This is a genomic window from Atlanticothrix silvestris CENA357, assembly GCF_016056295.1.
Classification (GTDB): Bacteria; Cyanobacteriota; Cyanobacteriia; order Cyanobacteriales; family Nostocaceae; genus Atlanticothrix; species Atlanticothrix silvestris.
Window position 1 is genome coordinate 130545 of the sequence record NZ_JAECZB010000096.1, and the last position, 14811, is coordinate 145355.

The window sequence follows — 14811 nt, forward strand, 5'->3', positions numbered from 1 at the left end:
TAAAATTCAAAATTTAGAATCTTAGATTGAGATGTGAAGCTAAATCCATGTTAATCAAAGCATCATATTTTGAATTTGATCTTGAAGATGTTTAGCTTATATGAGGTGGTGCTAAATAAAAGTACGCCTCGTTTTTGATGTTATGTTTAATATTTTATTTAGAATAAATAAGGCAATTTGTCATCTAAAGATGACAAATATATGTTATATTAAATAGCGTGATGAACGCTACAGAAACATCAGTTGAAATGATTGCTGAAGATATCCTAGCTAAAGAATTCACACGAGTCGTCAATCACTATTACCCAAAAGTTGGGGAACTGCTAGACGGGTGTTATGTGAAAGTCATCACCTGTTTCTGGGGACGGCCTGCTAGACGCTTGCAATATATAGGGATTTATTGCTCCGAAGAAATGCTTCCTTTTGTGCAAGCCCAAAAAGAAATACTCCGAGAACTGGCGGATAATATGGGGCTAGTTCAAGTAGTTTGTATGAACGCGAGGCGATTGCTACGAGATCCGATGTCAAAACTCAAGCACAACAACCCACGCTTATGGTTAGAGTTGCAGTGGGTGGCAATCTAGAATAGCGAAAACCTACGGTGGGCACAAAATGCCAATGCAAAGCAAACAATGAAAACCGGACTTTTCTGCAATTACGACAATCATCACCAGGATGCCCGCCGCGCCATCTTTGAACAAGTTGCACTGGTAAAGCAGGCGGAAAGCTTAGGCTTTGCGGAAGCTTGGGTAAGTGAGCATCATTTTAGTGAATCCAATCTCAGTCCATCCATGTTGGTGCTGATGGCACACCTAGCAGGAATGACCTCAACTATCCAATTAGGCACAGCGGCGGTTTTATTGCCGTTTTATAACCCAATTCGGGTAGCAGAGGATATTGCTACCTTAGATAACCTGTGTAATGGCAGATTATTATTTGGAGTTGCGAAAGGAGGGCCTTTCCCGCAACAGAACAAGCATTTTGCTACACCAATGGGTGAATCTCGTGCCAAGATGCTAGAAGCGATCGCACTGATTCAAAAGCTTTTATATGAAACTGATGTATCATTTAACGGGCAATATTATCAATGCGATCGCCTGACAATTTACCCCAAACCATTACAGCCACAAATACCAGTGTATATTGCCACTGGCGGTGATGAAGGCATAGAATTTGCTGCCCAAAACTCCTTCGCTTTAATGGGAGGGCCACCGTTTTCTTTAGAAAGATTAAAGAGTACTGTGGCCAAATATCGCGCCTTTAATTCTAGCGGTTCCGAAAATCTGGTATTGGCACGCTTTTTTTATGTTGGCAGAACATACGATGAGGCAGTGAGTGAGGCAATGCCTTTCATTCGTAAATTTAGCCAAAAAATGAAAGCCAACTCTACTCAAGTCATACAGAATAGCTTGAATCCTAACCAGAAACCTTTTGATCGCACCAACATCTGCTTTGATGAAGACTATTTGATTGAAAATTCAATCATTGGTGATGTAGTCACTTGTCGCGACAAAATCAAGCGATTTCAAGATGAATTAAATATAGGTACACTAGCGCTCAAACCCTCAGCTTTGACTCTGCAAAAAAACCTAGAAAGTTTGCAGCGCTACAACCAAGAGGTACGGAATTATGTCCAAACTACCCATGCTTCCTCCCGATGATTTACCACCAAATGAGGTAACGAAACAGGATGGAATGCTGCATCTGGAACTAGAACAATCTACAGGCAGATGCTTTTATCAAGCTTGCGATCGCATTACGCAAGTACTATTGTCTAATTGTCAGTGGTATATCACCACAAATAACGCTACTCTCATGCTAGTAATTGACTGTCCCGATCTTGTCTCTTACTGGCATATAGTCAGCAATATTCCCCAATTAGGCAACAGGCTACAAAGATTTTCAAGCAGTGCCAAAATCCGCGTTTATCCACCATTTGGTAAGGGCGGGCCTTTTGAAATTAGTGTGAATGAAATCTCTGCTTATAAAGATTGGCTGTAGAGTATTGAGGTGATTCAGACTTGATACCCAGTTTTTTTATTAATAAACTGGGTTTTTCTAGCTCAAATTGAGTCAGAAGCCCAGAAAATACAGAGTTAGAGTTATACTATTTTGGATTTGAGCTTTTGCGGGAAGTTGGTGGTGATCCTGATCCTTGTGTATCACGGTCTGCACCGTCGCCACCCTTTCTAGCCGACCCGAAGTTACTTTCATCAAACCACTCTGCTTTGAGTAATGACCACCAAGCAGCTGTGAGTCCAGCTAAAACGTAGTCATAGGGAAGCCATCCATAACCGTTTACTCCCCATTCACTACCCCAAGAGTTTCTGATTAAGAATGCACCTCTTGAATAATACTTGCGACTAGCACACCGGATGAATTTGTAATCATCATATCCAACTACAACGGCAGTATGTCCGCCAACTACCTTATCCTTATCAGGATCTGGATATGGAATGTGACCTTTTTTTGAATTACTTTCTTCGTATGCAGAAGTATAAAGCGTTAAACCAAAAATACAAGGAAAGCCCGCAGCTAGAACTGCTTTAATCTGAAACAAAAGACTCTCTGTAGTAATGCCAGCATAATCGAGAAGAAAGTATTTGAGTGTTTTGTAATTTTGAGCATAAGCATAACAATAAGAAGGCGGTTCTTCGTCTACTTTATCTTCTTTATAAGGCCAAGATTCTTCAGGGGGAACACCAAATAATGCAAGTACTTTTATTGTTTCTCGTATAGATACTCCCAAATCTCCTTCTACATTCATTTTCTGGCGTGCAGCTTTATATAGGAATAGAGGAGAAGCATCTGTTGACTTACCAAAATTTCTATTTTCAAAATACTCTAATAGTGCGATCGCAGCAAATGCTGTACAAGAGTTTAGTGAACCTTGGTCTCTAACTGGAGAACACCAAAAGCTCAAATCAATTACAGCAGGAAGAAGAAAAAATAGTTTTTTCTGTGAATTATTTTTTTGTTGGGATATTGTTAATTTCTTTAGATAACTGTTACTAATTACTACAGGAATATGTAAATTGAGATTTGGAAATAACTCTTTGGATTTTTTTTGTTTACTATTTTCTAGATTAGAAGAACTATTACCATAATTAAATAGTAGTTCGACTTCAAACACTTCTTGTTTATCAAAAATATTACTTTTAAGCTCCTCGCCTTTAATCTGTGACTCTTGTATCTCATTTTCAATATCTGATGTATACTTTTCAAATTGATTTAAGTATTTTTTCAGCAGAAAATATACAAATAGCTCACTTGTATCTTTTTCGTCGTCTGGTTCTTCTATAAAAGATAAAATTTCTAATTTGAGAAGAGATATGACTTGAAAAATCGCGCTTTTTACTAATTCTTCTTTAGAATATCCTGGCTCTGTATTTGAAGTATTAGTGGCAATGTTTTCAAAATCTTCAAAGCCTTTTCTGATCATTTCTTCCCAAGTCAAATCGCTCCATTGGGATAAAGGAGACATAACTCGCGTTATAACTGAAAATATTGGTTCGCTTATAGATGAGTTCTGTAAAATTGTGACAATATTACTGAATTTAATACTTTTATTTTTATTCTCTAGACTACAAATTTCATTAATGAAATTTTCTATTTGATCTTGATATTTAGTATGTTTTAAATTTTTTTCTTCCTTGTTTAACTCTAAGTTAAACATTTCTTCAAATAATAATTTATTTGGCGCTCCAATTTTTGTTAAAAACTCATACTCAAAAATTTTTCCGTAAGGGTTATTAAAAATATATAATGCATATTCTTTTTTTATCTGGTCGATGATTTTACATTTCAAAATATCTAATATTATTCCAAATTCTGACCTTGATATTAACGAAGTTACTGCAAAAAACTTAATTTTTGATAAACTTTCTCTTTTGGGAAGTTTTTCACACTCTTTATCTTTAAGTTTTGACAATTTTTCAGGATCAGAAAAATATTCATTAAAAGTCGTGTAAGTTTCAAGTCCTACTATTCCATCAACCAAAATATTGGAACAAGACTGAAAAACTTTTACAAGTGATTTAGTGGTTGGATCATACTCTGAATTTCTCATCCACTCCACTATTTTTCCTGGATCCTTAAAAATTTCAGAATCTATCTCGTTGGGTCGCAAATATTCTTTCATGAATAAGACACCGAGATACTTCTTTAAATCTACTATCTGATTTGAAAGTATGCTTTCATATTCAACTGGATTAATGGGATATAGATTATTTATTGGGTCTGAGTCTTTAGGTATTTCTCTTAAAAGCTTATGAACTTTTACCTTGGCAAATAAGACGTTACCAAATATTTGATTTTTAAATTGCTCTATTCTATCTTCTTTTGAACAGTTTTGGGAAGTTAAATCTGAAACTAAATTAATTAGATCTTCTACAAGTTTTTCAAAGTTACGAGTTCCTTCTTCTATTTTAAACCTGAGCTTATTCTTGATACCTTCTTCATTATCTAAATTGTAATCACGTAGATCTGGATAGTCTGGTATCCAGCCTAATCCTTTTTTTTTCCAATTACTTTGTTGCTGTTGATTGCCGCTATTTCCCATGATTCCCTTCTAATATTTATTTTTAATTATTATTTTTTTGAAACTAACTACCTAAATCAAATAATCATCTATTTCTGAATATTTGTATCGCAAATATCAGTTGGAATGTTGCGATTATTCTTCAAATAGTCGTTTAACCAGTTGCATCCACGAACCATAAATTTATCTAATCTCAAATTATCTATATTCCATAGCTTTGCTGTTTGGTCTGAATTGGCAGTAGCAAGCATTTTGCTATCAGGACTAAATCTGAGTGAATTAACGCTGTCAAGATGACCAATGGTAGTCATAATTAATACACCTTTATCCGACCATATTTTAACTGTACTATCATCACTGGCTGTAGCAATCATTCGACCATCAAGACTAAAATCCAAGCCCCAAATTGCGGCAGTATGTCCTTTCAAAGAATTTAAGTAGATACCATTTAGATTCCACAACTTCACGGTATTATCTTCACTGGAAGTTGCGATAACTTGACTATTAGGGCTGAAACGAATATTGTAAATCGAGGCATTGTGAGCCTGCCAACTACGCAAGGATTTTCCATCACTGTTCCAGAGTTGTACTATTCCAGTATCCCGACTGGCTGCGGCGATTATCTTACCATCCGGGCTAAAACTGACACTGGAAGTTTTCGTAATATTACCTTTTAAAGTCTTTAAAAGCTCTCCTGCGCGACTCCAAAGTTTCACAGTACCGTCAAGACTGGCAGAGGCAATCGTATTATTATTTGGACTAAAAACGACACTAGTGATAGATCTATTATGTCCTGTGAATATTGTTTTAAGTTCCTGTCCTTGTAAATTCCATAACCTCACAGTTGCGTCATTACCACCACTTACAATAAACTTGCCATCTGGGCTGAAATTAACACTAGCAATGGGTTGAGTATGCCCCTTCAACGTGTGAAGTTGTTGTCCCTGCAAGTTCCACAATTTCACAGTATTGTCACCACTAGCAGTTGCAATCATGTTGCCTTTGGGGCTAATATCAACACTATAAATTGCTCCATCATGTCCATTCAAAGTAGTAAGCCAGTCATTTAGTCGCCAAAATTTTACCGTTTTGTCATAACTACCAGATGCAAGGACATTACCCTGGGGGTTAAAACTTAAACTAGTGACTGCACCTTGATGCCCGTTTAAAGTTTCTAGCAGCCTGTAATCTCGACTACGCCACAACTTCACAATTTTATCCTCACCGGCAGTAGCAATTATTTGACCATCGGGACTGAAAATAACATCTCTAACTTTATCAGTATGTATTAAAGGTGATGTTACTTGCTTACTTTTTTTAACATCCCAAAGGATAACTGTTTTATCGTTACTAGCAGAGGCAAGAGTCTGACCATCAGGGCTAAACCTTACACTCAACACAGCATCTTTATGCCCCTTCAAGGTATTAATCAAATTACCCTGAGCATCCCAGAGTTTTACTGTGCTGTCGTCACTAGCTGTAGCAATCTTCCCATCAGGACTAAAAGTAACTTTGTTGACTGCTCCAGTGTGACCGTTTAAAGTCTTGATTAGATGACCATCTAATGACCAATATTTTACTGTATTGTCTGCACTTGCCGTAGCAATTTTCTGGCCATTGGGGCTAAAACTCACACTCCAAACATCACTTTTGTGTCCTTTTAGATTTGCAAGAAACTTACCTTGTCGATTCCAAAGTTTTGTGGTTCCATCTCGACTGGCAGTAGCAATTATCTGACCATCAGGGCTAAAGCTTACATCCGCAACTAGCGAAGTGAGCTGCAAAGTTAAGATTTCTTTGCCATCTGAGTTCCAGAGTTTAGCAGTATTGTCGTAGCTAGCAGTCGCAATTGTCTGACCATCAGGACTAAACCTAGCCTGCATAACAAAGCCTTCATGTCCTTCTAGCCGAGTACTCTCTCTAACACTGTAAACTGCACTACTAAGTACTTCTATGACTTGAGTTCGCAGTTTAGGGTCATTTTTATACCAAATAGATTGCTTTAGCTGTCTTCCTGCTCTCAGAGCATCTATTAAGGCATCAAAAGTATTTCGATTAAAGTTGAAGTTTGTTTTTGAGGATGTACTCAAGATTTTGATCTTAGTTATGTCCAATTCTTTTGTTGTATTGAATGCAATTAGCCCTGCTGTTGTTCCCCCAACAAGAGAAATTGCCAGTACACTAGCCCCAATACTTATCTGTTTTTTGGCTTTTCGTTGCGCTATAACTAATCTTTGATTCGCCTTTCTCTCTTCTTCTAAAGCAAATTCTACTTTTCGTTGTGCCTCAATCAATATGTGTTTTGCTTGTCTCTCAGCTTGCAGCGCAATTTGCATTTCTCGCTGAGAGAACTCTTGACTTGCAGCTAAAAATTGATAATCCAAATCGCTTAAACTTTTATCTGTTGCCCAAGCTTGAGCATCCTGTAGTGCTTGTCCTCGCAACAAACGCGACTCATCCTTACGCTCACTAGCTACCCAGGTATTTAATCCTTCTGCATAGGGACGCAGTTTTGCTAGTTCTCCCTCGCACCATTTCTGGTTAAATACCTCTGCATACAAGCGGTTATAAATTCGCAATTTACCATCGCGCCTCACCACCAATCCTGTCAGCCGCAGTTCAATCTGTTCAGGACTATCATCAGCTACAACTTCTTTGCGCTGCAAAATTTGTTGACATAACCCTAACAATCTTCCACTACCCTGTTTTCCACTGCGTAAAATGCGATCGCGGATAGTTTTTAAATGCTCCGGTTCATCGTGTGCTTCCCAGTTTGTGATGATGTGCGATCGCACCAAATGTTCTACCCAGTCTGCAATATTGGAATCTTCCTCCTTGCCCATCTCTTTGCCATATTGCAGTATCAATTTACATACTTTTTGGGTGAGAAATGGTTGTCCTCCTGTCCAGTCTAAAACTGCTTTGATTAATTCTTCGCGATCGCCAATACCTATTAGTCCCTGTGCTAGCGGTTGCGCCTCATCAAGTTGGAAGCCCGTTAAATCAACTGCATGACCAATATTAAAAGGTGTCCGTCTTTTGTCTTTAATTAGGTTTGAGGGCGTAGATACCCCAATTAAGGCAAAGGTGAGGCGGTTATAGTCTCCTTGGTCAGCGCGTCGGTTATAGCAGTCACGGATGACTGCAAAAAAGTCATCTAGGTTGAATTTCAAACTGAGGATACTATCAATTTCATCGATAAATATGACAATATTTCCAGTATTTTTTCTTAATAGTACTGTCTCAATAAACTTGCTTAAATGTTGTACTGGTGACAGTAAGCCGTTATCAGACCACCAGGTTTCTAAATCAAAGTCAGTATCAAGATTAAAACTTCCTACCAGACTGTCAATCACCCCAGCGTACCACTGCTCTGTGGTGATGTCTGCGGTTCCAATCGCAGTAATGTCAATGGCTGCACAGGCAAATCCCTCAACCTGTAACCGTTGCATTATTTGCACCCGCAAGCTAGATTTACCCATCTGTCGGGAATTGAGGACATAACAGAACTCTCCCCGTTTTAAGCTTTCATAAAATTCTTGGTCAGCTTGTCGCTGCACATAAGTTGGAGCATCAACTGGTAAACTGCCTCCTACTTGATATTCGTAGCCTGGGCGAGGTGCTACACTCATCAGTTAACTCCCAAGCGCTCTAGAAAATACTGTCGATATAAGTTACATAAAGGCATTACCTCATTGCCCTGAAACTTCACTAACCCCATACTCCGAAGTTTAAACGCCTCAGTTGTTCCTACATCCACAGAAGCATCTGATATTACTACTCGTTTGACGGCAGTCAGTAATTGTTCGTCTTCTTGCAGATTCAATAAATGACGACGTAAGTGGTCGCTGTAGGGGCCTTCTTCCATTGAAGCGACTTGTTTTAGCTTTGCCAAGGTCATCCGACCACGAGCAATTTGATACAGCGCCACTCGCACCAAGTAAGGATGACCACCCACCAGCAACATCAACTGCTCAACCTCTGAGTCAATCCAATTAAGTCCATGACGCAGTACCAATTCTTGCACTTGGGCGAGATTGAGTTCTGGTAACTCAATTGGCAATCCCACATTAAAGGGCGACTGATTAATGTTTAACGGGATGTACACTTCCTTAGAATGTACAATCACCAATCTCAGCTTTTTCCAGGCTGTCTCATTCTTTGCCCGTTCATGCCAAGAGCGCAACAACCCAAAAAAGTCATTAGCAATTTCGGGATGCTTGAAAACCTCATCAACTTCATCCAATGCCAAGGTGATGGGGCTGTTAATCTCAGATAACAAATACCTTTGGAAGTAATTAGTACACTTATTCTTGCTACCGAGAATACCTTTCCAATAGTCCTCTAGCTTATCTGGTAAATTTAGTTCGTAGGTAATGCTGGCACAGAACCACTGTAAGAACTTATCCAAGCTACTAAGAAATTCTGCATCCGCTGACTGAAAGTTCAAAGCAGCTATCTGATGATCCTGTTGGTTTGCATGGTCGAGAATCCGTGTCATTAAGGAGGTTTTTCCCATCTGTCTAGGAGCTTTGACACGAATCAGGGCACCTGGTTTAAGAATTGTTTCGTAAGAGTCTACTTCAATCGGGGGACGTTCTACATAAAAATCAGATTCCAGAGGTACTTGCCCTTCTGGGTCTTCTAAAGTGATTATTGGCATTTTCTGAGTATTTTTAACCAGGTTTTGCTTGAGTTGCTCCTGAGTAAAAACTTTGCTGCTATTATTCCTACTTTTTAGCACTGGGGTTAAAAACTCTGGAATACTCTCTAGCTCAATAGCACTACAGCCAAATTCATAAGCGTCCTCATAGGATCTGTTGGCACCAAGTGCATCATAAAAGCCAACTGCAAACTCAATTGCTGCTCTATCCCCAATTTCCTGATTCATGCCCACTACGCAGTCAATGTGTTGGTAAATCGCTTCAGCTTGCGCCTTACTATAACAGGCATTCAATAAAACACACTCAATTTTGTCTTTAAATAACTTAAACAGCCTTGCTAGCGACTCTGTACTTACTAGCTGCATTTGTCCTGCATTATTTTCCAAGACTAAGCCTTGATTTCCTGCTCCATGCCCAGAAAAGTGGACTATCTCTGGCTCGTGATCTAATAGTCCACGACGCAAATCGTCAGGACGCACGGCCCATTTAGTAATGATTTCAAATTGCTCTCGGCTTCTGGCTCGTTCCAACCCTGCCTGAATTTCCCGCACTTCTTCATCCAGGCGTAGCTTGTTTGTATTGGTGGGATTGGCTGACAAAATCAGGATTTTTTTCACACTGCTTTCAACTATATAAATGCGGGATTCTGAGTTATATGCAGTGTACTACAGCCTAGTTCAGGTTAATTACTGATGACGCGTTCACATATTTTTGCTAAAGCTTTAGAGATTGTTGAGACCGCAGCAAAACTTCGCTAATTGTGTGGCTTGGATTAGGAGCGATCGCTAGCTCAAGAATCATAGCATTGCTTTAGATTAAGTATTTAAAATGGTGAATTTAAGGAAGCAGGGAGCAGGGGATGAACAATCTTGGAAAAAGGTTAAAGGGTAAAGGTAAAGGATGAAGAAATAAACCCTTTCCCCCTTATCCATTCCCCTTTACCCTTCTTTCCCATGCCCCATGCCCTACTTCATCACTTGCAAGCGCTGAGTTACCATAGTCATGCCATCACCCCGGAGGATTACCGCAGAAATCCATTGGCTACCGGGGGTAGAGGGTGCGCGTCCTGTTTTAAACAGTCCGCCAGATGTCAGTAATTGCAAATCAACAGATGTGGGGTTGAGATATTTGCTGGCTTGGACGGGTTCTTCTAATGCTGTTCCTAGTAGAAAATCTTCACCTAGAGGTTCTTTAACGATCGCATCAAAGCTATACTGCTGTCCTACTTTTACCTGCTGTGGCAAATTAATCTCGATTTGGGGTGGTTTTTTACCAGACGTAATTTGGGTGCGTTCGGATAAAATATCTTGGCGGACAATTTTTGTACCTGTGATGCGCTGACGAGATTTAATTGTGGCATTGAGAGCCATATTATTGTTACTAGCAGAAGGTAAGCCAGTAATGTTAGTTACTGTTTCGGCAATAATGGCATTGCCTTCCGATTTCCAAGATTGTAGCTGTGTACTGTATTTTAACTGTGGATATCGCTGCCACAATGTCACCAAGGATTTTTCTAAAGTCTGACGGTTTAATCCATCCCCACTAGCGAAAGTGGGGGCATAGAATTGCATTACCTCCTTGACATTGCTTTGGCTAGCTGCTGTATCGATTCGCGTCAACAAGTTTTTCAGTTCAGCTGGGGCATTATTGGCGGTAGGAGCTTGAGCGTGTGCCAAACTACTGGTTACACCAAGTGTCAGTAAGGACAAAATTAGCCCGATGCCATGAGAAAATCTTCGTTGGCGTTTGGGTAATAAAGCAATAATGTTAGTCATTTGGTAAGAGTTTACTGATTTGAGTACAGAAGGTAAGGAAATTGTTTTATCTTAGTTAAGCTAGGCGCTAAACGGTAGAGGTTTGATGGCAAACGCACCGATAAAATTACTCATAGCTGCCAGTGGTACTGGTGGACACTTGTTTCCAGCGATCGCACTGGCGCAAAAACTGCCAGACTATGAAATTGAATGGCTAGGTGTACCCAATCGCCTAGAAACTCAACTCGTGCCCAAACAATATCCCTTGAATACTATTGCAGTTGAAGGGTTTCAGCAAGGGTTCGGATTTGCGTCTCTACGGGTCTTGGGTAAACTCACTGGTTCGATTATAGAAGTCAGACGAATCCTACGACAGGGAAATTTTCAAGGAGTAGTTACCACGGGTGGCTATATTGCCGGGCCAGCTGTAATTGCGGCACGTTCCCTTGGTTTACCTGTAGTTTTTCACGAATCTAATGCATTGCCTGGAAAAGTAACTCGCTTTTTTGGCCCTTGGTGTACAGCGATGGCGCTAGGATTTGCAGAAGCTGCTAAATATTTGCCCCGTGCCAAAAATGTCTGTGTGGGTACTCCCGTGAGGTCACAATTTTTGGATCAAGCCAGCGATGCATCGTTGGATTTAGCTATTCCTGATGGTGTTCCTTTAATTGTCGTTTTTGGTGGTAGTCAGGGTGCTGTAGCTGTCAACAAGTTGGTGCGACAATCAGCTCAAGCTTGGTTTGATGCGGGTGCTTATGTAGTGCATTTAACAGGCGATCGCGATCCTGATGCAGGTAGCCTTAAACACCCACAATATCTAGAGTTGCCTTTTTACGATAATATGGCGGCGCTGTTGCGACGATCTGCTATAGCGATTAGTCGTTCTGGTGCTGGTAGTTTAACAGAATTAGCAGTTTGTGGCGTGCCAGCAATTTTGATTCCTTATCCCTTTGCTGCCGAAGATCATCAATCTTACAACGCGGATGTATTTACAAAAGCTGGTGCAGCATTGATGTTTAAACAATCGGAGTTAACGGCTCAGAAGTTGCAAAGCCAAGTGTTGAGTTTATTGCAATCACCCGCAGAGTTAACCAAGATGGGGGAAAGAGCTAAAGCGATCGCAGTTCCTGATAGTGCTGAAAAGTTAGCCTCTTTGGTGCGTGAGGTAGTAGAAAGCTAAAATGCGCGTTCTCTTCCTTCATTCTAATTTTCCGGCTCAGTATCGCCATGTTGCTCTAGCTTTAGCTCAAAATCCCAACAATCAGGTAGTTTTTGGCACTAAAAATCGAGATGTGAATTTACCCGGCGTATATAAAATCGTTTTTGAGCCTAGCCGGAATCCCCATCCTACAACTCATCATTATGTTCGACCATTAGAGAACGCAGTTTTGCATGGACAAGCTGCATTTAAATTAACTGAACAACTTAAAACAAAAGGCTTTATCCCTGATGTAATTTGTGGTCATTCTGGTTGGGGGCCAACTTTGTTTGTTAAGGATGTATTCCCAGATACACCGCTGATTTGTTATTTTGAATGGTTCTATCATGCTCTCGGTTCAGACGCAGATTTTGACCCCACAGACCCTCTAAGTGTTGATGACATAGCACGTATCAGGACAAAAAATGCGCCTATATTAATTGATTTATATACCTGCGATCGCGGTTTATCACCGACTGGTTGGCAAAAAGCACAATTTCCCTCAGAATTTCATCAAAAAATTTCTGTGTTACATGATGGAGTGGATACAGAATACTTTAAACCGCATCCAGGAGCTAAATTAGTATTGCCCAATCTGGATTTGTCTGGTGTCGATGAAATTGTCACTTATGTAGCACGGGGAATGGAGCCTTACCGTGGTTTTCCCCAGTTTATGCAAACTCTTGCTTATGTGCAGGAGCGTAGACCAAATTGCCATGTAGTGATTGTAGGGTCAGATAGAGTTTGTTATGGTAAATCTTTACCAAACAATCTTACCTACAAAGACTTGATGTTGAAAAAAGTCCCGCTAGATTTATCGCGGGTTCATTTCACTGGCTCTTTGCCTTATGGACAGTATTTGCAAGTAATTCAAGCATCATCGGTACATGTTTATTTAACCAGACCGTTTGTACTTTCTTGGTCGATGATTGAGGCTATGTCTACAGGATGCTTGGTGCTTGGCTCTGATACTGCACCTGTGACTGAAGTCATTGAAGATGGGAAAAATGGTTTATTGGTTGATTTTTTCTCGCCGCGAAAAATAGCTGACCGCATTGATGAAGTACTAAATCATCCGACACGCATGGCAAAAATTCGCACCAATGCTCGGAAAACTGTACTAGAGCGTTATGCTTTAGCTAATTTACTACCCCAGCACCTCCAACTCATCAAAGATATTACCTCTTAGCCTTACTCTGCGCCTCCGCGCACGCCAGTCGCTTCAACGGGGGAAACCCCCGCACAGCGCTGGCTCCTCTGCGTGAGATTTTTCCGTGAAATTGCTAAAATACACCGTAAAAGCAATACATGGTTGCAGCAGATGCTCAAGCAGCTTTGGCAGTGGCTCAAGAGGTCTTTTCAGCGCTTTTTTGGCAGAAAGCAGAATCCTTTGGGGAAAAAAAGGAAAGTAAAACCACCGAAACGGCTAACAAATGCGGAGTATGAATCGTTGTTTCTCCAGTTGTTGGCAGAAGTCAATGATGGCTTGACTAGGGGAGGGGTAAAAGATTTTTTTGCTGCAAAGCGCATCAATGAGTCTCATTTAATGGAGTGGTTACGGGGCTTTGGTGAAAGATTGTTAGCCTCAACTATACCGAATGATGAGTTAGCAACGCGAATGGTGCGCCTGGGTGAGTTGAGTGTTGGGGAAGTGGGTGATGTTGCTGATGATATTGGCAGGCGGTTAGGGGGAAGAGAAACGAACCGCCAAGGCGCAGAGGACGCGGAGGAGGAAAAAACAAGTAATCAATTCGATGATACTGGTGAATTGACAAACAATGAAGCAGAGGCTTTGTTTAATCAAGGCGTAGCGCTGGCTAATTTAGGATTACATGAAGGAGCGATCGCATTCTTTGACAAAGCTATTGAAATTAAAGCCGATTTCTATGATGCTTGGCAAAATTGCGGTGTGGCATTGCGTCACTTAGGACGATATGAAGAAGCAAACGCATCCTTTAACACAGCTTTTAATCTAGCTTCAAAATACCAAATTAAACCTGATGATCATATAGCTTGGTTCAACAGGGGTGTGGAACTGGTAAATTTAGGGCGATATGAAGAAGCGATCGCATCTTGGGATAATGCCCTCAAATTCAAACCCGACTTACACGAAGCTTGGTACAACCGGGGTGTTGCGCTGGGTAATTTAGGGCAACATAAAGAAGCGATTATATCCTACAATAACGCCCTCAAATTCAAACCCGACGACCACGAAGTTTGGATTAGCCGGGGTAATGCACTGGGTAATTTAGGGCAACATAAACAGGCAATCGCATCCTACGATAACGCTCTCAAAATTAAATCTGACTTTTATGAAGCTTGGAACAATCGAGGTTTAGCGCTGGATCACTTAAAGCAATGGGAAGAGTCAATCGCATCCTACGATAACGCCCTCAAAATTAAATCTGACGACGACTCAGTTTGGTACAACCAGGGTGTGGTACTGGGTAATTTAGGGCAACATAAACAGGCAATCGCATCCTACGATAACGCTCTCAAAATTAAACCCGACGACGACTCAGTTTGGTGCAGTCGAGGTTATGCACTGAGTAATCTAGGACAACATAAAGAGGCAATTGCATCCTACGATAACGCTCTCAAAATTAAACCCGACGACCACGACGCATGGTTCAAACGGGGTATGGCGCTGGGGGA

Annotated in this window: 10 protein-coding genes; 6 read left to right on the forward strand and 4 right to left on the reverse strand. The window is 40.5% G+C overall.

Features of this window, described 5'->3' with window-relative positions; translation table 11 throughout:
* Window positions 1–221: 221 nt before the first annotated feature.
* Genes I8751_RS25180 through I8751_RS25190 form a run of 3 tightly spaced genes read left to right on the forward strand, consistent with a single transcriptional unit; the run spans window position 222 to window position 2001 of the window.
* Complete coding sequence (locus I8751_RS25180; RefSeq protein WP_214441818.1) at window positions 222–584, forward strand: hypothetical protein; 363 nt, start codon at window positions 222–224, stop codon at window positions 582–584.
* Window positions 585–632: 48 nt separating this feature from the next.
* Window positions 633–1661 carry an LLM class flavin-dependent oxidoreductase gene (locus tag I8751_RS25185; protein WP_214441819.1) on the forward strand — a complete coding sequence of 343 codons (1029 nt, stop codon included), beginning with the start codon at window positions 633–635 and terminating at the stop codon, window positions 1659–1661.
* Entirely contained in the window at window positions 1630–2001 is a 372-nt protein-coding gene (locus tag I8751_RS25190; RefSeq protein WP_214441820.1) for a hypothetical protein, read from the forward strand. The genes I8751_RS25185 and I8751_RS25190 overlap by 32 nt, the downstream gene beginning before the upstream one ends.
* Before the next feature lie 106 nt (window positions 2002–2107).
* On the opposite strand, the gene I8751_RS25195 is transcribed toward I8751_RS25190, so the two are convergent.
* The 4 genes from I8751_RS25195 to I8751_RS25210 form a co-directional block, all read right to left on the reverse strand.
* Complete coding sequence (locus I8751_RS25195; protein WP_214441821.1) at window positions 2108–4561, reverse strand: C1 family peptidase; 2454 nt, start codon at window positions 4559–4561, stop codon at window positions 2108–2110.
* 68 nt (window positions 4562–4629) lie between these two features.
* A complete protein-coding gene (locus tag I8751_RS25200; RefSeq protein ID WP_214441822.1) occupies window positions 4630–8172 on the reverse strand; it encodes a WD40 domain-containing protein in 3543 nt (1180 codons plus the stop codon).
* A complete protein-coding gene (locus tag I8751_RS25205) occupies window positions 8172–9821 on the reverse strand; it encodes an AAA-like domain-containing protein (protein WP_214441823.1) in 1650 nt (549 codons plus the stop codon). The genes I8751_RS25200 and I8751_RS25205 overlap by 1 nt, the downstream gene beginning before the upstream one ends.
* A gap of 348 nt (window positions 9822–10169) precedes the next feature.
* Window positions 10170–10979, reverse strand: coding sequence for a protein kinase family protein (locus I8751_RS25210; RefSeq protein ID WP_214441824.1), 810 nt, complete (start codon window positions 10977–10979; stop codon window positions 10170–10172).
* Window positions 10980–11064: 85 nt separating this feature from the next.
* Here I8751_RS25210 and murG point away from each other — a divergent pair, with 85 nt between their 5' ends.
* The 3 genes from murG to I8751_RS25225 form a co-directional block, all read left to right on the forward strand.
* Complete coding sequence (gene murG / locus I8751_RS25215; RefSeq protein WP_214441825.1) at window positions 11065–12138, forward strand: undecaprenyldiphospho-muramoylpentapeptide beta-N-acetylglucosaminyltransferase; 1074 nt, start codon at window positions 11065–11067, stop codon at window positions 12136–12138.
* Window position 12139: 1 nt separating this feature from the next.
* Window positions 12140–13345 carry a glycosyltransferase family 4 protein gene (locus I8751_RS25220; RefSeq protein ID WP_214441826.1) on the forward strand — a complete coding sequence of 402 codons (1206 nt, stop codon included), beginning with the start codon at window positions 12140–12142 and terminating at the stop codon, window positions 13343–13345.
* A gap of 72 nt (window positions 13346–13417) precedes the next feature.
* Window positions 13418–14811 (forward strand): tetratricopeptide repeat protein (locus I8751_RS25225; RefSeq protein ID WP_318780369.1); only part of this gene is annotated, 1394 nt, incomplete at its 3' end.

Excerpts from the sequence above, each read along its gene's own strand:
- I8751_RS25180 (WP_214441818.1), top strand. The coding sequence starts at position 222 with ATGAACGCTACAGAAACATCAGTTGAAATGATTGCTGAAGATATCCTA.
- I8751_RS25185 (WP_214441819.1), top strand. The coding sequence starts at position 633 with ATGAAAACCGGACTTTTCTGCAATTACGACAATCATCACCAGGATGCC.
- I8751_RS25190 (WP_214441820.1), top strand. The coding sequence starts at position 1,630 with ATGTCCAAACTACCCATGCTTCCTCCCGATGATTTACCACCAAATGAG.
- I8751_RS25195 (WP_214441821.1), bottom strand. The coding sequence starts at position 4,561 with ATGGGAAATAGCGGCAATCAACAGCAACAAAGTAATTGGAAAAAAAAA.
- I8751_RS25200 (WP_214441822.1), bottom strand. The coding sequence starts at position 8,172 with ATGAGTGTAGCACCTCGCCCAGGCTACGAATATCAAGTAGGAGGCAGT.
- I8751_RS25210 (WP_214441824.1), bottom strand. The coding sequence starts at position 10,979 with ATGACTAACATTATTGCTTTATTACCCAAACGCCAACGAAGATTTTCT.
- murG (WP_214441825.1), top strand. The coding sequence starts at position 11,065 with ATGGCAAACGCACCGATAAAATTACTCATAGCTGCCAGTGGTACTGGT.
- I8751_RS25220 (WP_214441826.1), top strand. The coding sequence starts at position 12,140 with ATGCGCGTTCTCTTCCTTCATTCTAATTTTCCGGCTCAGTATCGCCAT.